16 protein-coding genes are annotated in these 19,030 nt (G+C 69.6%); 4 read left to right on the top strand and 12 right to left on the bottom strand.

From position 1 onward, the window contains the following. Positions 1-37: 37 nt before the first annotated feature. From AB0J95_RS38780 to AB0J95_RS38815, 8 genes are all read right to left on the bottom strand, one after another. On the bottom strand, positions 38-3,394 hold the full coding sequence (locus AB0J95_RS38780; RefSeq protein ID WP_364769674.1) for a BTAD domain-containing putative transcriptional regulator: 3,357 nt from the start codon (positions 3,392-3,394) through the stop codon (positions 38-40). A 123-nt stretch (positions 3,395-3,517) separates the two neighbouring features. Then, entirely contained in the window at positions 3,518-4,405 is an 888-nt protein-coding gene (locus AB0J95_RS38785; RefSeq protein ID WP_364769676.1) for an endo-beta-N-acetylglucosaminidase H, read from the bottom strand. A gap of 145 nt (positions 4,406-4,550) precedes the next feature. Beyond that, positions 4,551-5,213, bottom strand: a complete 663-nt coding sequence (locus tag AB0J95_RS38790; protein WP_364769678.1) for a response regulator transcription factor — start codon at positions 5,211-5,213, stop codon at positions 4,551-4,553. Then, complete coding sequence (locus tag AB0J95_RS38795; protein ID WP_364769680.1) at positions 5,210-6,334, bottom strand: sensor histidine kinase; 1,125 nt, start codon at positions 6,332-6,334, stop codon at positions 5,210-5,212. Before AB0J95_RS38795 ends, AB0J95_RS38790 begins: the two co-directional genes overlap by 4 nt. Before the next feature lie 11 nt (positions 6,335-6,345). Continuing rightward, on the bottom strand, positions 6,346-7,815 hold the full coding sequence (locus tag AB0J95_RS38800; RefSeq protein ID WP_364769741.1) for a multicopper oxidase domain-containing protein: 1,470 nt from the start codon (positions 7,813-7,815) through the stop codon (positions 6,346-6,348). Further along, positions 7,812-8,201 (bottom strand): hypothetical protein, encoded by a 390-nt coding sequence (locus AB0J95_RS38805; protein ID WP_364769682.1) that lies wholly within the window; start codon positions 8,199-8,201, stop codon positions 7,812-7,814. Before AB0J95_RS38805 ends, AB0J95_RS38800 begins: the two co-directional genes overlap by 4 nt. A 164-nt stretch (positions 8,202-8,365) precedes the next feature. Further along, positions 8,366-8,701, bottom strand: a complete 336-nt coding sequence (locus AB0J95_RS38810) for a hypothetical protein (RefSeq protein WP_364769684.1) — start codon at positions 8,699-8,701, stop codon at positions 8,366-8,368. Continuing rightward, positions 8,698-9,945, bottom strand: coding sequence for a hypothetical protein (locus AB0J95_RS38815; protein WP_364769686.1), 1,248 nt, complete (start codon positions 9,943-9,945; stop codon positions 8,698-8,700). The genes AB0J95_RS38810 and AB0J95_RS38815 overlap by 4 nt, the downstream gene beginning before the upstream one ends. 367 nt (positions 9,946-10,312) lie before the next feature. Here AB0J95_RS38815 and AB0J95_RS38820 point away from each other — a divergent pair, with 367 nt between their 5' ends. Together AB0J95_RS38820 and AB0J95_RS38825 are read left to right on the top strand one after the other, a co-directional pair. Beyond that, a complete protein-coding gene (locus AB0J95_RS38820; protein WP_364769688.1) occupies positions 10,313-11,695 on the top strand; it encodes a class II 3-deoxy-7-phosphoheptulonate synthase in 1,383 nt (460 codons plus the stop codon). A 248-nt stretch (positions 11,696-11,943) separates the two neighbouring features. Next, positions 11,944-12,495 (top strand): flavin reductase family protein, encoded by a 552-nt coding sequence (locus AB0J95_RS38825; protein ID WP_364769689.1) that lies wholly within the window; start codon positions 11,944-11,946, stop codon positions 12,493-12,495. 2 nt (positions 12,496-12,497) lie between these two features. On the opposite strand, the gene AB0J95_RS38830 is transcribed toward AB0J95_RS38825, so the two are convergent. The 4 genes from AB0J95_RS38830 to sbnB all read right to left on the bottom strand — a co-directional run bounded on the left by AB0J95_RS38830 (position 12,498) and on the right by sbnB (position 15,764). Next, a complete protein-coding gene (locus AB0J95_RS38830) occupies positions 12,498-12,635 on the bottom strand; it encodes a hypothetical protein (RefSeq protein ID WP_364769691.1) in 138 nt (45 codons plus the stop codon). A gap of 33 nt (positions 12,636-12,668) precedes the next feature. Further along, entirely contained in the window at positions 12,669-13,607 is a 939-nt protein-coding gene (locus AB0J95_RS38835) for a hypothetical protein (RefSeq protein ID WP_364769693.1), read from the bottom strand. 101 nt (positions 13,608-13,708) lie between these two features. Further along, complete coding sequence (gene sbnA, locus AB0J95_RS38840; RefSeq protein ID WP_364769695.1) at positions 13,709-14,686, bottom strand: 2,3-diaminopropionate biosynthesis protein SbnA; 978 nt, start codon at positions 14,684-14,686, stop codon at positions 13,709-13,711. 37 nt (positions 14,687-14,723) lie between these two features. After that, a complete protein-coding gene (sbnB, locus tag AB0J95_RS38845; protein WP_364769697.1) occupies positions 14,724-15,764 on the bottom strand; it encodes a 2,3-diaminopropionate biosynthesis protein SbnB in 1,041 nt (346 codons plus the stop codon). A gap of 268 nt (positions 15,765-16,032) precedes the next feature. Here sbnB and AB0J95_RS38850 point away from each other — a divergent pair, with 268 nt between their 5' ends. Further along, positions 16,033-17,625, top strand: a complete 1,593-nt coding sequence (locus AB0J95_RS38850) for a tryptophan halogenase family protein (protein WP_364769699.1) — start codon at positions 16,033-16,035, stop codon at positions 17,623-17,625. A gap of 43 nt (positions 17,626-17,668) precedes the next feature. Next, complete coding sequence (locus tag AB0J95_RS38855) at positions 17,669-19,027, top strand: cation:proton antiporter (RefSeq protein WP_364769701.1); 1,359 nt, start codon at positions 17,669-17,671, stop codon at positions 19,025-19,027. The last annotated feature ends 3 nt before the right edge of the window (positions 19,028-19,030 follow it).

Consider the following 19,030-nt stretch of genomic DNA (forward strand, 5'->3'; position numbering starts at 1 on the left):
CCGCAGCGCGTTGTGAAGTGATTGGACCCGAATTGGATCAGGTCGGGTAATCCCCGACCGGGGCTGCCACCTCCGCGAGCCGGGCCGCCGAACGGTCCCGCCAGGTCACGCAGCCCATCTCGCTGTTGTGCCGGACCGCCTTGCGCAGCAACGTGATCGCCAGCCCGGTCCGGCCCGCGGTAAAGGCGGCCTCGCCGAGGAAGTGGTCGATGGAGCCCCAGCAGAGGATCGCCGAGCCGCTGGTGACGCTGCGGCCGGTGTACCGCAGCAGCCGGTCCAACGCGTACTGGCAGGACGCCACGTCACCGCACAGCGCCCAGGCGTACGTGCGCAGGACCATTTGCACCAGCCACAACCAGTCCATCGGTGGTTCCGGCACCTTCGCGGCGGGTCGGCAGATGGCCCGGGCAGCGGCCAGATCACCTTGCAGGGCAAGCAAAAGGCCGAGATGCTCGGGACCGAACGGGCTGCCCGGTTCGTTGTGGTCGCGCAACATCTGCTGTGCCTCACCGTACTTGCCCTCGTCGATCAGCCACGACACGATCTGGCTGGTCAGCGCGGCCGCCGAACCCCACACCGTCTGCCGGTGCAGCTCGTAGGCCTGCCGGGACAGGCGGACCGCGGCTTCCGTGTCCCCGGCCAGCCCGGCGCGCATCGCCGTCCACCACCGCAGGTGCACGTCGACCTCGGGCAGCTGGATCCGCCGGTTGGCCTCGGCACACGCGTCGACGTCGGCCTGGGCGGCGGGCATGTCACCGGCCTCGAGCGACGTCAGTGCCCGGCGCAACAGCACGCGCGGGGTCCAGTCCAGGCCGACGCTGGGCGCCAGCGCGACCTGCTCGGACACGATCTGCTGGCGTTCGGTCAGGGTGTCCGCGTGCCGGATGGCTTGGTGGCGCAGGTGCAGCGCGCGCATCAGCAGGCCGGGATCGCCGAGCCGGCGCGCCATCGCGATCGCCTCGGCCGACGGCTGGTCCGGTTCGCCGGTGTCCGGCCCGGTCTCGAAGTACTGCTCGGTCGCGATGGCCGCGAGGGAAAGACAACGCAGCGGCGAGTCCTCCGGCGGCAGCAACCGGACCGCCTCGTGCAACGCTTCCAGCACAGGGTGTTCGACGGCCCGGTACTCGCGCATCGACCAGAACGCCTCGGTGCTGTACGTGGTGGCGGCGACCGCGAGCGCTTGCGGGTCGTCCAGCCGCGAGGCGAGACCGATCGCGCGCCGCAACACCGCGGAAGCCTGTTCCTGCAAGCCCGCGCGGCAGCTCGTGCGGCCCAGCCGGACCAGCAGCTCGAACAATCTCCTAGTCTCGGCAGCGTTCCGCGGCGCGGCATAGTGGTCGATGACCTCGACAACCGCGGCGAACAGCGTCGCCGCGTGCTGGTGCGCGTGCACGCGTTCGGCCCGTTCGGCGGCGGCCTGACCGGCGGCGATGGCCTCCTCCGCATGCCCGACGCTCGTGGCCGCCAGCCAGTGGAACGCCACCGCGTCGAGCATGTCGTTGTCCGGGAAGTGCGGCACCCGCCGCGCCAGCACGGCCGCGACACTCGCGTGCCACTGCGCCAGCCGCAACTGGGACACCGACGACCGGAGGGTGTCGCGCACCAGGGCGTGGCCGAACCGGTACCGGCCGGGCGTCGTACTGTCGATCACCAGGCCCCACCGCAGCGCCGCCTCCAACACCTCCGACAGCGTGTCGGCGGGCAGGGCGGAGGCCTCCGCCAGGATCGCGGCCTCGAACTCCTCGCCGATCACGGCCGCCGCGACCAGGACCGGCGCGGCCTTCTCCGGCAGTCTGCGCAGCCGGTGCTGGATGAGGTCGCGGGTGCCGTGCGGCAGCGCGTCGGCGAGCGATCCCGGGTTCCCCTTGGGCAGCAACCGGGCCAGTTCGACCACGTGGAACGGGTTTCCGCCGGACCGCTGGTGGATCACCCTGGTGGCGTCCGGATGCCCCGAGTCCGGCCACCCGGTCAGCACCTCGGCGACCTCCGCCTCGGTGAGCCGCCGCAACGGCCACCTCGTCACCCACCGGCCGGTGAGCTGGGCGACCAGCCCGGCGACGGGTTCGCCCAGGTCGGCGCCGTCCCGGGTGGCCGCGAGCAGCAGCAGCGGCAGCTCGGGCAGCATGGTCGTGAGCACCCGCAACACGAGGATCGAGTCGGGGTCGGCCCAGTGCAGGTCATCCAGGATCACCAGCAGCGGGTGGCGCCGGGCCGCCGCCGCGATCACCTCGACGATCGCCGTGTGCAGGCGGGTCTCGTGCAGCTGCGTGGCCCAGCCGACGTCCAACAGCATCCCAAGTCCGGCTTTGCCTGCCAGCTCACGTAACTCCGGGTCGGCGTCGCCGATCAGCGAGCGCAGGATCGAGACCCACGGCCAGAACGCCGGAGTACCCTCCCCGTCCGGGCAACGGCCCAGCACCACGGAAAACCCTTGTGCCGGGCCCATTTCCGCGGCGGCCTCGGTGACCCGGGTCTTGCCGATCCCCGGCTCCCCCGTCACCAGGAACATCTGCCCCTGTCCCGCGCCGGCCGACGTGAGCGCCCGCTCGACCGACCGCAGCACATCCAGGCGGCCGGGCAGGTCCGGCGCGGTGATCTCCACCGCCTGGATCTCCAGAGTGGGAGCTGAGAGGTCGAGGCGGGGATCCTGGTTCAGGATCTCGTGTTCCAGGCGGCGCAGCCCGGCGCTGGGCTCGACACCGACTTCCGTCACGAGTGCGTGCCGGGCCTCGCGCAACGCCGCCAACGCGTCGGCTTGCCTGCCACTGCGGTACAACGCGAGGGCGAGCATCTCCCATCGCCGTTCCCGCAACGGTTCCGCGGTGACCAGCGCCCTCAATTCAATGGCTGCCTTGGCGGGACGGCCGACCGCGAGCTCGGCGTCCATCCGGTCCTCCTGGGCCGCCAGCCGCAGCTGTTCCAGCCCAGCCGCAGCGGTGGCCGCGAACGCATCGCAGGCGAACTCACCGAACGCGGGCCCACGCCACAGGTCCAGTGCCTCGTCGAGATCGTTCAACGCATCCAACGGCCGCCCGTTCGCCCGCGCGGCAGCAGCGGAGGCCACCAGCTGCCGGAACCGGTCCGCGTCCAACTCCCCCGGCTTCACCACCAGCCGGTACCCCAACGGGGAACTGGAAAGAACCGTCTCCGCGGCCCTCGGCGCCCGCCCCGGCTCCAACGCCCGCCGCAGATTGGCGACATACACCCGCAACGTCCCAACCGCAGTAGCAGGCGCCCCGTCCTCCCACACCGCGTCCACCAGCTGCGGCACCGGCACCGGCGCCCCCGGTTGCACCAACAGCGCCGCGAGCACCCGTCGTTGTTTGGCGCCGCCAAGTTCGATGACCCGGTCCTCCGCGTGCACCCCGATCGCGCCCAGCACCGTCCACCACATGATCACCACGATATCGAGCCGCGAGCACCCGACGACTACGACGTTATGGTCAATTCCGGTCCGTCATCCGAGGCCGCGCAAGCACATCCGGCGGGCGGCTGTCCCGCCCGCCGGACGCGTCCGCTACCTCGTGAAGACGGCGTTGGCGCCGTACAGCTCCTTGGTGAAGGAGGAGATGTAGGTGTGCGAGTCGGCGGCGGTGAGGTTGTAGGTCAGGTAGACGCCGTAACCCTCGCTCTTGGTGCGTTTCGCGAGGCTGGCGGCGGTGCTGGTGGAGGTGGCGTTGATCTGGACGGCCGCTGGGGAGAGGTTGGCTTTGGGCAGGGCGATGTTCGGGACACTCCACGTGCCGTAGTAGGGGTTCCAGGCGTAGTTGAACTTCGAGGTGATGTTCACGCCGCCGTAGGACAACCGCGTCGCTGCGGGGCCGATGTTGTACAGCGTGATGAGTTTGCTGGGCATCGCGGCGCGCAATGCCGTGACGAGGTAGACGAACGAGCTCGCGTTCGGCTGTCCGGTGCCGTTGTTGCCGTACTCGGCGTACTCGTCGTCGAAGTCGATACCGTCCAGGCCGTACTTGGCCACGGCGTCGGACAGCTGCTTCGCGAAGGCCTCGGCGGCCTGCTTGGACGGGAAATTGGCGAACCCGGCGCCCTGGTGGTTGCCGAGGATGGACAGCGTGACCTTGATGCCCTTGGCCTGCAGGGGCCGGACCTGGGTGGCCACGTTGTCCAGCACGCGCTGCACGTTCGGGTTGAAGTACAGGTAGGCCGACTTCTTCGCGGTGTCGTAGTTGATGTTGGCGGCGAAGATCACGCCGATGTCGAACACGTTGCCGCCGCCGTTGGCCAGCGTGTACTTGCCCACGTTCAGCATGCTCTCGTTGTTCACTTCGACGTACGCCACGCAGATGGGTCCGGTCTTCGCGATGGCGGCCGCCGGGCTCGCTGTCACGCCGGCCAGCAGCGCGACAGCGGCCACGAGCGGGCCGATCCGGCTGATTCCGAGCACTGTTGATCAACTCCCGTCGACTGGGGTTGGCAGGGTCAACAGATCCAATGAACCAGCACGCGAGTCATGCCGTCCATCGGCCCTGCGGCGTCTGTCCGGTGAGTTGTCCACGCGGCGAGGCCGGGGATTTGATCGAGCGAGAACCTCAGGTCGCGCGGACCAGTCCGGACTGGTACGCGAACACGACGAGCTGGGCTCGGTCCCGAGCGCCGACCTTGGTCATCGCCCGGGAGATGTGGGTGCGGGCGGTGGCGACGCTGATCACCAGGCGGTCGGCGATCTCGTGGTTGGTCAGGCCTTGCGCGGCCATGGCGGTCACTTCGCGTTCGCGGTCGGTCAGCTCGTTGATCAGGGCGGTCTGCGCCGGGGTGCGGTGGGGTGTGGACACGAACTCGGCGATCAGGCGGCGGGTCACGCTGGGCGACAGGAGGGCCTCTCCGGCGGCGACGACCCGGACCGCGTGCCGCAGGTCGTCGGGTTCCACGTCCTTGACCAGGAACCCACTCGCACCCGCCCGCAGCGCGGCGAACACGTACTCGTCGATCTCGAAGGTCGTCAGGACCACCACCCGGACGTTGCCCAGCGACGGGTGGGCGCAGATCTCGCGGGTGGCCTCGATGCCGTCGAGCACCGGCATCCGGATGTCCATCAGCATGATGTCCGGCCGGGTCCGCAGGGCCAGCTCGACGGCGGCGCGGCCGTCCGCCGCCTCGCCGACCACGTCGATGTCCGGGGTGTTGTCCAGCAACGACCGGAAGCCCGCACGGACCAGCGCCTGGTCGTCGGCCAACGCCAACCGCACGGTCATCGGGCCGCTCCCAGGTCCAGCCGGGCCGTCACGGCGAATCCCCCGCCCGGTGCCGGACCGGCTTCGAACCTACCGCCGGCCGCGCGGACGCGTTCACGCATCCCGATCATGCCGTGACCGATGGCAAGCTCGGTGGCGACCGCCGTCCCGTTGTCGGTCACCTCGACCACCAAGGAGTCCGGCTCTCGGGTGATCCGGACGGTCGCGGTCGTCGCGTGGGCGTGCCTGATCACGTTGGTCAAAGCCTCCTGGATGATGCGGTAGGCCGCGAGCTCGACACCGGTGGGGATGTCGTCGACGGCTCCGGTCGTCACGAGATCGGCCTGGACACCGGCGCTGCGGGCGAGCGCCACCAGGTTCGGTACCTGGTCGAGCCGGGGCTGCGGATCCGATGACTCAGCCGCCTGGTTGTCGCGCAGGACCCGCAGGGTGCTGTGCAGCTCGGCCATGGCGTCCTTGGCCGCGCCGCGGATCGTGCGCAGCGCGGACTCGGTCTGCTCCGGCCGCGCGGGCAGGGCGTCCAGCGCGGCCGCGGCCTGCACGTTGATCAGCGTGATGGTGTGGGCCAGGACGTCGTGCAGCTCGCGGGCGATGGTGAACCGTTCGTCGGCCAGGCGCCGCTCGGACTCCTGGGTGATCCGCCGGAGCTGCTCGGCGGCGGCGACCATGCGGGCGCGTTTGGCCTCGGCCAGCGCGACCACGGCCGCGAGGCTGATCGCCGTCCCGCTGACCGCGTCGAGGTTGATCCCGCTCGGCGGCAGCGGCGGCACCATCGAGATCACCGGCACACCCAACGCCACCGCGGTGCCGACCGCCAGGGACCGGCGGCTGGTCCCTTCGCTGACCAAGGTGTAGCAGGCGGGATAGACGGCGATGGCAATGGCGAGCCCGGTGTACCCGATCAGGTTGTACGCCAGGCAGATCACCAGAATCACCACGGCGACCGCCAGCGGCGCCCGGTGGCGCCACAGCAGCGGCAGGATCGCGAGCAACGACAACGCGAGAGCGCCCCAGAGCGGCGGCACCGGCTGCGTCGTCTCCGCGTACTCGCCGATCGTGCCCAGGACGCTGACGATCGTGGTCGCGCCGAGCGTCAACGCCTCGGCGAGGTGGCGCCTCATCCCGCCCTCCCTCACACGACGGTCACCGTGGCCATCATGGCCATGTCCTCATGTTCCAGATTGTGACAGTGCAGCACGTACCGTCCTTTGTAGCCGGTGAACCGCACGATCACCTCGGCCAGTTCGGCAGGTCGCAGATCGATGGTGTCCTTCCAGCCGACGTCGGCGGGCCCGGGATCGAGTCCGTTGCGCGACAGTACCTGGAACGGCACCAGGTGCAGGTGGACCGGGTGGTGGAAGTCGGTGACGAACCGCCAGATCTCGCACGCGCCCAGCCGCGGGGTGGCGATCGGCCGGGCCGGGTCGAACACCTGGCCGTTGATGCTCCAGTACTTCGGTCCACGCTGGAAGGTGAAGTCCCGGACCACCTCGGCCTCGGCCCGGTCCAGCCTGGGCACGGTGCTCAACCGTGCGGGGACGCTGGTGTGGTCTGGGATCGGTCCGCCGACCCGGAACCGCATCACCACGGCTGTGCCGCCGGACCCGAGCTGGTTGGTCAGCGTGATCTCCTGGTGGGCGTGGGCGGTGAAGTCGACGATCACGTCGAACCGTTCCGCGGGCGCGACATCCAGGGTGTCGTGGCTCACCGGCCGGTCGAGCAGGCCGCCGTCCGATCCTATTTGGACGATCGGCAGGCCGAGGGCGAACCGGTAGCGGCGGGCGTTGGACGCGTTGAGCAACCGGAGGCGGTACCGGCACGCGTGTACGTCGGCCACCGGCCAGGGCGCGCCGTTCACCAGGATCACGTCCCCCAGCGCGCCGTCCGATTCGGAGTAGCGGAACTCGCCATCCTGGTCGAACGACCGGTCCACGACCATCAGCGGGATGTCCCGGTCGCCCGATGGCAGCGGCAGGGCGGTCTCCTCGGCGTCGCGGATGATGTGGAACCCCGCCAGCCCGTTCCAGACGTCCATGCCGGTCGCGCCCATCCGGTGGTCGTGGTACCAGAGCGTGGCCGCGCGCTGTGTCATCGGGTAGACGTAGTCGCGGGAACCGACCGTGGTGACCGCCATCGGATCGTCGGCCATGTCACTGTGGCCTGCGTGCCCCTCTGGGAATACCAAGTCTGTTGGGAAGCCGTCGCTCGCGGAAGGCACGTGGCCGCCGTGGAGGTGGTTGACAGTCGGGATCGGCAGTTTGTTGACGCGGCGGACGACCGTGGGGCGGCCGGACTGCGAAAAGATGGTGGGGCCGGGGAATGTGCCGTCCGGTCCCCAGATCCGGGTCCTGGTGCCCGGAATGATCTCACGGTCGGCGACCTGGTCGGTGATCTCGTAGTAGTCCGCGCCAGGATGGTCAGGATGGCTTTGCGGCGATAGGATCCGTGGGATGGGTAGCCGGGTCTGGAACGGCGTCGGCAGCGGAAGTTGGCTTGGTATCAACGTTCCCGCCTCCTCGGTGCCGCTGAGCACCGGGATGCCCACACCCAAGGCCACCGCGCCACCGAGATACGCCAGCATCTGCCGCCGGTTGATCGTCACCTGCGCCACGCCCAGACGGTGAGCATTGTGGACAGCACGATGATCGCCACACCCAACGGGATGTGCACACCCAGCATCCGGTCGAAGCCCAGGACGATCTGCAGCACGATCAGTCCACTCAGGATCGACGTGAACACCACCAGATGGCCCGGCGCGTGCTTTTTGCGCCAGGCGATCACCGCCGCGGCGATCAGCACGAACGACAGGATCGCCACGCCATCGGTGCCGTTGAACCGATGCGCCGACAACATGCCGAAATCCCCGGACAGGAACCGGCCGGCGAGGATCGCCTGCGCGTAGGCATCGACCGCCAGCAACGTCGTGAGAACCCTGAACAACCACCAGACCCATGGCCGGGCCGCGGTGTCCTGTCGAGCGGTGAGCATGGGCCAAGCGTGCCGGGAAACCGCAGGTCAACGCGTCGGCCCAGGACATGATCCGGCCTACTGGATCCCCCGTAGGCCGGTCGCGCCCGAACTACGGCGATTACGGTAGCCACCCCAGCGCGAACAAGTGGCTGCTCGCGCTGGTCCGCTTGACGAACCCGGCGTCAGCTCGTGAAGTCGTCGGGGCGGAGGATGAGGGTGGTGGCCTCACCGGCGCGGTTGAGTTCGGCGAGGACGGTCACGCCGCGCTGGCCGTCGCCCGGTTCGGTGTCCGGGAATACTGCTCGGCGGGCGCCGGAGGGGGCTCTGGGGAGTTCGCGGGAAGGGCCGAAACCTGCGGAAAGGTCTTGCAGGGCAACGGGTTCGGTGAACTCCACGCGGACATGGTCCAGCCCGCCGCCGGGGCCGTGCACCACCCGGACGGATGGCGGCGCGTCGTCGCTGACGGTGCCGGTCGCGTGGACCAGCGAACGCAACATGACCAGCTCATCGATGTTCACGGACCGGATCCTCCCGAAGCGGCCGGTACGGGCCGGCCCGCGGCACGCAGTTGATCACATGGACTCACGGTGGGGCTGGGCACCGGATGCGGTGTGCCGCTCGTGACGCCCGCCTCGCCCATCGGCCCGGTGGCCCAGGCGTCGTTCTCCTCCGGCAGCTCCCGGTATTGGGCGTGCACGACGTCGAACGCGGCCTCGGCCTGGGCGAGCAGGGCGTCGTTGGCCGGGGACGGCGCGCGCTCGCACCGGCATCTGGCGGTGGTGACCGCCCAGTCGGCGTCGTTCAAGCGGGTCAACACGTCCTCGCGGTGCGCGGAGGCCGAGCCGTACACGCTCTCGTACAAACCGGATGCCTGCACGGCTTCGACCGTGCCGCGCAGGATCGGCGCCGCTGCTTTGGCATCGCGGCCGATCCGCCCGGGAATGCCCATGGTGCTCGCGATTCCCGCGGCGCTGTAGCCCTGCCCGGAGAGGTACCGGGCCATCATGAACCACTGCTCGGTGTGCCGGGCCTCGTGGTAGACCGTGTTGGCCAGGTCCGCCGCGTCCGCCTGGGTCAGTCCACTTTGGTCGAACCGCAACTGGTTGAGCTGCATGGACCAGGTGGCGAAATCGAACGAACCGCTCTCCTGTGGGGACTCCCCCGCGTACAGCACAGCGGTCACCGTCGGCACACCCGCGGCGGTCAGCCGCCGGTTGACCGCCACGACCAAGGCATCGGCCCGCGCCTGAGCCGTGGCGAGGGTGTCCCACTCGTCGAGCACCTCGGTCTGCGCCTCACCGCCGAAGGTCGCGCCCTCCCCCGCCGCGGCGAGGCCCGACGGGAACAGCCGCGGAGTGGAGCGCGGCCCGGCCTTGCCGTCGATCACCAGCGCGGGGTCGTTGGCGCCCTCGTCGCGCTGGAACCGGGCGACGGCCTGCGCCAGCCCCGCGTCGATGCCGCCCGCCGGGTCGAGCCCCAGGCGCGTCCGCAGGTCCTGGATGACCTGCCGCGTGTACAGAGTGGGCTGGGCACGGTAGAAACTCAGCGCGGCGGCCACCGCGGCGGCGTCCAGCGGCTCATCCGATGAGCCTGAAGACCCGCCGGTCGCGTCCTGGCGCTGCACCCGCACCAGCCGGCTCACCGCCATGTTCCCGGCGTACCCCTGCAAGTCGTACAGTGGGTGCCGTTCGACCGCGGCGGCCTCAGGAACCTGGGGCGCGTTCTGTGGCGGGCTCTCCACCGGTTCCCGCTCGTATGCCATTCGTGGATGCTACTCGGGGGAACGCCCCGATCGGGACGGTCCGGGCCGGTCCGGCGACCGTTCACCGTTGCGGTGCCGCCGCGCCGGGCCATATGTCCACTGAGGACGATCAGTGCCGGGTCAGCGTGCGGTCAGTAGAGCGTCAGCAGATTCGACGAGTATTGCCTTCGGTCGGAAGGTGCTTTGCCGGCGTTTTCGGCTATCTCTGGAACGTGTCGGCGACAGGGAGGAATCCGATGAGCGAGTTGAGCAGTTCCCGGGTGCCGATCCAGTACTTCAGCGGCGGCGCCGAGCCCGCCGCCATCGAAGCCGTCCCGATGTCTGGTGAAACCGGCCGACGGGCCCAGCGCCGAGGGGTGATATCGAGGTGAACACGTCCGAGCCGCCCGTGCACCGGCCGCCCGAGCTGTGGCAGCCGGGCACCTGGCGTGCCCTGCCGATCGTCCAGCAACCCGAGTGGCCGGACCCGGCCGCGGTCACGCGAGTGACCGGCGAGATCGGCCGGCTGCCACCGTTGGTGCGCTCCGGCGAGATCCGCCGGCTGCAGAGCGATCTGGCCGAGGTCGCCGCCGGGCGCGCCTTCCTGCTGCAGGCGGGTGACTGTGCCGAACAGTTCAGCTCCTGCACCGAGTACGGGGTGCGCAACAAGCTCCAGGTGATCCTGCAGCTGGCCATCCTGCTGACCTACGGCTCGGGCCTGCCCGTGGTGAAGGTCGGCCGGATCGCCGGCCAGTTCGGCAAACCGCGCAGCCAGGCCACCGAGATCGTGGCCGGCGTCGAGCTGCCGGTGTACCGCGGCGACATCGTCAACAGTCCGGAAGCGACCCCGGAGGCCCGCCGGCCGGACGCCGAGCGGATGCTGCAGGCCTACCACCGCGCTTCCGCGACGCTGAACACCTTGCGCGCCTTGACAAAAGAGGGCTTCGCCGACCTGGCCCGGGTGCACGCCTGGAACCAGGAGTTCGTGCGGGCCAGCCCGGCGGGCCGCACGTACGAGGACGTCGCCGAGTCGATCACGTGGGCGCTGCGGTTCATGGCCGCGTGCGGGTTCGACCTGGCGGGATCCCAGGCACTGCATGGAGTGGACCTGTTCACCTCGCACGAGGCGCTGCTGCTGCCGTTCGAGGAGGCGCTGACCCGGTTCGACGCGGGCACCGGCGCCTGGTTCGACACCAGCGCGCACATGGTGTGGGTCGGCGACCGCACGCGGCAGCTGGACGGCGCGCACCTGGAGTACCTGTCCGGGATCGCCAACCCGATCGGCATCAAGGTCGGCCCGTCGGTGAGCCCGGAGGAGATCCGCAAGGTGTGCGAGCGGCTGGACCCGGCCGGCGTGCCGGGCCGGCTGGTGCTGATCAGCCGGCTGGGCGCCAACCGGGTCACCGAGCTGCTGCCGCGGATCGTGCAGGCGGTCAAGTCCACCGGCCGTACCGTGGTGTGGGCGTGCGATCCCATGCACGGCAACACCTTCCTGTCCGAGAACGGCTACAAGACGCGGCGGCTGAGCGACATCGCCGCGGAGGTGGCCGGGTTCTTCCAGGTGCACCGGGAGGAGGGCACCCACCCGGGTGGCCTGCACCTGGAGCTGACCGGCGAGGACGTGACCGAGTGCCTCGGCGGCGCGCACGAGCTGTCCGACGACCACCTGGGCACCCGGTACGAGACGGCGTGCGACCCGAGGCTGAACGCCGGCCAGTCCATCGAGCTGGCATTCACGGTGTCCGACCTGTTGCGCGCACACCACAAGTGAACCGGGAAACGAATGGGTTGGACCGTCCGCGGTCCAACCCATTTCGCATGCCCGCGTTTCTGTCGACCGGAAATCAGCACGAATATAGAACTACCATAGCCTTCACGGAGGAATAGCCGATATTAAGGCGCCGCTTTCGAAGGTCGCCACCGGGGATCACCGAATTCTAAACTTGAGACATAGGCAAGGTGATCCAGGAAGGTCGTCAGAGCGACCGGCAGGACTTCCGATCCGGTGAGGTGGTTAACGTGTCGAATTTCGCGGCCGAACTGGGGCCCACGGTCGATGTGGACAGTTTCCGGGGGCTCATGACGCAGTTTCCCAGCGGGGTGGCCGTGGTCACCGCGCTCGACGCCGACGGGCGTCCGTGGGGCATGACCTGCTCGTCGGTCTCCAGCGTGACGCCGGTGCCGCCGACGCTGCTGATCTGCCTGCGCGAGCAGAGCCCGACCCTGAAGGCCATCCTCGACCGGGACGCCTTCACGGTGAACCTGTTGCACAGCAAGGCACAGGCGGCGGCCGAGCTGTTCGCGTCCGGTGCGGCGGGCCGGTTCGACCTGGTCCGGTGGCACGTGTCGCCGAGCGCGGGCGGACCGCACCTGCCGCACTACGCGCACGCGGTCGCGGACTGCCGGGTCAGCCGCACGGTGCACGTCGGCGACCACGTCGTGGTGTTCGGCGAGATCTGCCAGGTGACCCACCGGCCCGGCAACGTGCCGCTGATGTACGGCCTGCGCCAGTACAACACCTGGCCGCAGGCGGAGCCGAACGGGCTCGCCGCCCCGCTGGCCATTCCCTGACCTCAGGCCCGGGACGAGAGGACCCGGACGGGTGGGCGGCGGGGCATGACCCGCCGCACCAGCCGCGCGTGCTCGGGACCGAGGTCCCAGGTCACGGGGCGGCCGGCCGCCTGCCGGGTGCCGTGCACGATGGATCTCACGGTCGCACCTCCAATGTCGGGTGGGAGCGGACGTCAACGCAGAAGCACGGCTCTGGCCGGCGCCGCGGCGCCGGCCAGAGCCGGGGAGCCACCGTTGAGCAGGGCCATCCCCAGCGCGGTGACCGTGTGCAGGGCGGTGTTGCGGATCCGCCGGGTGGTGATCAGCCCGGCCTGGCGCAGCACGGCGGTGTGCTGGCTGGCGCCGGCCGAGGTGATGCCGAGCCGGTCGGCCAGCTGCCCGGTGGTGCGCATAGTGGTCAGCTCCCGCAGCGCGGCCGCCCTGGTCTGGCCAATCAGCGCGCCGAGCGCCGCGCTCGGGTCGACCGGGTCCTGCCAGAGCGCGGCCGCGAGGGCCGGCTCCGGCGGCGAGGCGAACACCAGCGCGGGCAGGCGGTCCTTGCCGGCCGACGTGAGCAGCACGCCGGGCCGGTCGATGAGGAAGATCGACGGGGTGAGCTGCAGGCCGCGGCCGTCCAGGTGCACGTCACCCGCAGGTTCGCCGGGCAGGTCGAGCACCGGCGGCCGCCAGGCGACCCGCGGGTGCAGCGTCGCCAGCAGCTCCTCAACGCCCTGGCGCATCGCGATCCGGCCCCGTGCGTCGCAGTCGGTCTCCAGGTGACTCCGCACGCGGTCCCAGTACGGCGCGATCGCCGTGCGCCACACGGTGAGCACCGCGACGGTCGCCTCCTGGCGGGACAGGCCGTAGGCCCAGAGCGCGTCGGGCGCCTCACTGTCCACAAGGGACAGCAGGTCGTCCGGCGCGCGGATCTTCGAGCCCGGCGCGGTCAGCCGCGCGATCGGCCCGGTCAGGCCGCTGAGCTGCCCGGAAACGTCCCTGCGCCAGGTGTCGTAGGGCGGGTAGCCGCCCCGCACCAGCACGCCGAGCGCGAACACCGCGTCGGCGAGCGGGCCCAGCGACAACGTCAGCCGCGTCCTGGCCAGGTCCTTGACCGTGAAGTGAATCCTCGGCATGTGCCCCTCCCCGTCCGCTCACTGCCCGCTGCCGGGACCGGGCAGACGACCGCACCCGGGGAACGCCCGCAGCGTCCCCCGGGTGCGTGACAGGCCCGGTCTCACGCGTCGCTCCCGCCCCGGTTCTCGAGCAGGCCGGCGCCGTAGTGGCCGGACACCCATTCGTCGTTGTAGACCGTGTCCAGGTACCGGTCGCCGAAGTCGGGCGCGACCGCCACCGCGGTGGTGTCCTCGCCCAGCCGGTTGGCCGAGAGCCAGCCGACCGCCCCGCCGACCACCGTGCCGGTCGAGCCGCCGAACATGAACCCGTGCCGGGCCAGCCGGCGGCAGGTCCGCAGGGTCTGCGTCTCCGGCACGAACACCACGTCGTCCACATAGGACTCGTCCAGCAGCCGCGGCCGGACACCGGTGCCCAGGCCCGGGATCATCCGCCGGGCGGCGGGCTGCCCGAAGGTCACCGAACCGACCGCGTCGACGGCGACGATGGTCACCGACGGCTTGGCCTCCCGGAAGTAGCGGGCGCAGCCCATCAGCGTTCCGGTGGTGCCCGCGCCGACGAACAGCACGTCGATCTCCGGGAACGCCTTGAGGATCTCCGGCCCGGTCGACTGGTGGTGCGCGATCCAGTTCGCCGGGTTGGCGTACTGGTTGAGCCAGAGGAAGTCCTCGTTCTCCTGGACCAGCCGGTTCACCAGCTCCAGCCGGGCGCCGAGGAAGCCGCCCTCCGGATGCGGCTCGGTGACCACCCGGACGGTCGCGCCGAGCGAACGCATCAGCCGGATCGCGCTCGTGGTGCACCGGGCGTCGGTGACGCACACGAACCGGTAGCCGCGGCTCGCGGCGACCAGGCTGAGTGCGACCCCGAGGTTGCCCGACGAGCTCTCCACCAGGGTCGAGCCGGCGTGGATCCAGCCGGCCCGCTCGGCGGCGTCGACCATCTCGGCGGCGGCCTTCAGCTTGATCGACCCGGCGAAGTTGAAGCCCTCGCACTTGAGCACGAGCGGGATTCCGGCCACCGGTCCCAGGTCGACGTACAGGTCGTCCACATTGAACTCTTGCGGCGTTGTGATGACAGGCATGAGCCAACTCCCCGGCAGAATGTGTCGGTACGACGGCTCAGCGCTTGCCGTAACGGCTGAGCTCGTGGAAGAAACCGTCGACGCGGGCCAGCCGCCCGCTGCGCCGCACCTCGTCGTAGACGTGCTTGCCGACCGCGAGGTCGAGCACGCCGAGCCCGAACGGTGAGAACACCACGGGGCGGCCGGGATCCAGCTCGATCGCCCCGGTCATGAAGTCGTAGAGCGTTCCCGCGAGGAACTCCCGGCCGCCGGTGAGCTGCTCGGTCAGGTGCACCGAGGTGTTCGCCTTGAGGCAGTGCTCGACGTCGTCGACCAGGTTGTTCGAGGCCAGGATGACCTCGGGCGACAGGTCGCGAAGCGACACGTGCAGCACGATCGGCGCGTGGTCGAACCACTCCGGCTGTGTCACGTGCGGGGCGGCGGCGACGGTGGCGAACACGATCAGGTCGGCCGACCGGATCAGGTCCTCGGCACTCTCGTGCACGGTGACCGTCCCACCGCCGCCGGACTCCTCGACGTAGCCGCGGAACCCCTCGGCGTACTCGGGCTTCAGGTCGTGCACGCCTACCTGCTCGAAGTTCCACCCCGTGCGCACCAAGTAGGTGTGCACGTACCTGGCGATCAGCCCGGTGCCGATGAACCCGACGCGGACCGGGCGGCCGCGGTCGCGGCTGAGCCAGTCGGCGGCCAGGGCGGCCGACGCCGCGGTGCGGACCGCGTTGATGATCGAGGCCTCGAGGCAGGCGAACGGGTACCCGGTCGCCTGGTCGTTGAGCAGCAGCGCCGCCGAGGCCCGCGGCAGGCCGGCGCTGACGTTCGCCGGGACGCTCGACACCCACTTGATGCCGTCCACGCCCACGCCGCCGCCGACCGAGGCGGGCAGGGCGATGATGCGCGCGTCCGGCCGGTCGGGAAAACGGAGAAAATAGGACGAAGGGTTCACCGTGTCGCCGCGGCCGTGGATTCGATAGGTGTCCTCGACCAGACCGGTTATCCGTTCCTCCTGCCCCTGAAGGACCTCATGAACCTGAGCGCCGGAAATGACGGAGAATTCCGGAGCGAGCTCAGACGTGGACATCCACAACTCCTTTGGTCGAACCTGACCGGCGCGAGCCGCGCTCTCACATCGAAGATGATTTGCGATCGGGCTGACCACGGACTGACGACGGACTGACCGGCACACCGGAACGGCGCCATCGTCACCGATAAAGAATAAGTATAGAGAACGTAGAAGAAACCGCCACGACCGGCCCGTAATGTCGGCTGCCAGATCCCCGTTGGCGACGCGATGCGCTCTGGCTCGCGACGAATACCGGTCGTATCAACGATGTGGAGGTTGACTGGCGATGGAAGATCACAGCATCAGGAGGGTCGTCGTTCTCGGCGGCGGAACGGCGGGCTGGATGGCGGCGTCGTACCTCGGCAAGGCGCTCGGCCCCCAGGTCACCGTCACGGTGCTGGAGGCCCCGTCCATCCCGCGGATCGGCGTCGGCGAGGCCACCGTGCCGAACCTGCACAAGACCTTCTTCCAGTTCCTCGGCATCGACGAGGAGGACTGGATGCGTGAGTGCAACGCCAGCTACAAGATGGGCATCAAGTTCATCAACTGGCGCACCGGCGGCCGCGGCGAGTCCAAGGCCCGCAACCTCGACGGCAAGCCCGACCACTTCTACCACCTGTTCGGGCTGCTGCCCAACCAGGACAACCAGCCGCTGTCGCACCACTGGACGTACAAGAAGCTGGCCGGCCAGACCGACGAGCCGTTCGACTACGCCTGCTACCGCGAGCCGCCGATCATGGACGAGAACCTCTCGCCGCGGTTCATGGACGGTACGAAGTGGACGAACTACGCCTGGCACTTCGACGCCAACCTGGTGGCCGCGTTCCTGCGCAAGTTCGCCACCACCAAGCAGGGCGCGGTGCACATCGAGGACAAGATGACCGAGGCCGTGCTGGACCAGCGCGGCTACGTCACCGCGCTGAAGACCGAGAAGGGCGCCACGATCGAGGGCGACCTGTTCATCGACTGCTCCGGGTTCCGCGGCCTGCTGATCAACCAGGCCATGAAGGAGCCGTTCCTGGACATGAGCGACTACCTGCTCAACGACAGCGCGGTCGCCACCCAGATCCCGCACGACGACGAGAACGTCGGCATCGAGCCCTACACCTCCTCGATCGCGATGTCCTCGGGCTGGAGCTGGAAGATCCCGATGCTCGGCCGGTTCGGCACCGGGTACGTGTTCTCCAGCCGGTTCCAGGAGCGCGACGACGCCACCCTGGAGTTCTGCAAGATGTGGGGCGTCGACCCGGAGACCCAGCCGCTCAACCAGATCAAGTTCCGCGTCGGGCGCAACCGCCGCGCCTGGGTGCGCAACGTGGTGAGCATCGGCCTGGCGTCGTGCTTCCTGGAGCCGCTGGAGTCCACCGGGATCTACTTCGTCTACGCCGCGCTTTACCAGCTGGCCAAGCACTTCCCGAACAAGGGCTTCGACCCGATCCTGCGCGACCGGTTCAACGCCGAGATCGAGACGATGTTCGACGACTCGCGTGACTTCGTCCAGGCGCACTTCAGCTTCGCGCCGCGCAACGACACCGCGTTCTGGCGGGCCTGCAAGGACCTGAAGCTGGCCGACGACATCACCGAGAAGATCGCGATGTACAAGGCGGGCCTCGCGGTGAACATGCCGATCACCGACGAGTCCACGTACTACGCCAACTTCGACGCCGAGTTCCGCAACTTCTGGAACAACAGCAACTACTACTGCGTGTTCGCCGGCCTGGACTACCTGCCCGACCACGCGCTGCCCGCGCTGGCCGCGCGGCCGGACCTGCTGGACAACGCCGAGCCGGTGTTCGAGCGGATCAAGCAGACGCAGAAGGAACTGCTTGCCACGCTGCCGTCCACCTACGAGTACCTGCGGCAGCTGCACGGCAAGTGACATCCGGCCGGACAGCCGTTGAGACGAAGGGACCAAGTCGCACATGAGTGACGTGACTGTCGTGGCCGCGGCGGCCGGGCCGGCGATGAGCGACCACCGGCTGCTGGTCTTCCTCGGCCAGCTCGCCGGGCTGCTCATCCTGGCCCTGCTGCTCGGTCATCTGGCCCGCAAGCTGAGGCTGCCGGCCATCGTGGGCGAGCTGCTGGTCGGCGTGGTGCTCGGCCCGTCCGTGCTCGGGCACCTGCCCGCCGACGTGTCCGGCTGGCTGCCGCAACGCGATCCCGGCCAGCAGGTCCTGCTCGAGGTGGTCGGCCAGGTCGGCCTGCTGCTGATGGTCGGGATGATCGGTGCGCACATGGACATGGCGCTGGTGCGCAAGCGCGGCAGCGCCGCCATGCGCATCAGCATCGTGGGTGTCGTGCTGCCCCTGGGGCTGGGCATCGCGACCGGCTACGTGCTGCCCGGGTCGCTGATCTCCCACGACCGCACGACATTCGCGTTGTTCATGGGCGTGGCGATGTGCGTGTGCGCGATCCCGGTCATCGCCAAGATCCTGATGGAGATGAACCTCCAGCACCGCACGGTCGGGCAGCTGATCATGACCGCGGCGGTGGTGGACGACACCGTCGGCTGGCTGCTGCTGGCCGTGGTCACGGCGATGGCGACGGCCGGCCTGGCGGCCGGGGCGATCACGATCTCACTCGCCTGGCTGGCCGTCATCATCCTGGCCAGCCTGACGATCGGGCGCCTGGTCGTGCGCGGCGTCATGCGCGGCGCGATGCGGACCCAGGAACCGGGCGTCATCGTCGGTGCGGCGATCGTGCTCATCCTGGTGTTCTCGGCCGCCACGCACGCCGCCAAGTTCGAGCCCGTGCTGGGGGCGTTCGTCTGCGGCATCCTGATCACCTCGGCCGGGGTGCCGCACCGTGCGCTGCAAGGGCTTCGCACGGTCATGGTGTCGGTGTTCGCACCGGTGTTCTTCGCCATGGCCGGGTTGCGGATGGACCTCACCCTGCTGGCCGACCCGTCGGTCCTGCTCGCCGGGATCGCGGTGCTGGTGGTCGCCATCGGGAGCAAGTTCGCCGGCGCCTACCTCGGTGCCCGGCTGAGCAGGTTCAACCACTGGGAGGCGTTCGCGCTGGGCGCCGGCCTCAACGCCCGCGGTGTCATCGAGGTCATCGTGGCGACCGTCGGCGTCAAGCTCGGCGTCCTGAACACCGCCTCGTACACGATCGTGGTCCTGGTCGCCATCGTGACCTCGGTGATGACTCCCCCGCTGCTGCGCATCGCGATGAGCCGCGTCCAGCAGACAGCGGAGGAGGAGATGCGCCTCGAAGTCCAGAACGGCGTGGCAGAACCGACTCCGGTCCGGACAGCCGAACGTCCGGCTCCGACAGTCTAGGCC

The organism is Actinocrispum sp. NPDC049592 (assembly GCF_040675465.1).
Classification (GTDB): Bacteria; Actinomycetota; Actinomycetes; order Mycobacteriales; family Pseudonocardiaceae; genus Kibdelosporangium.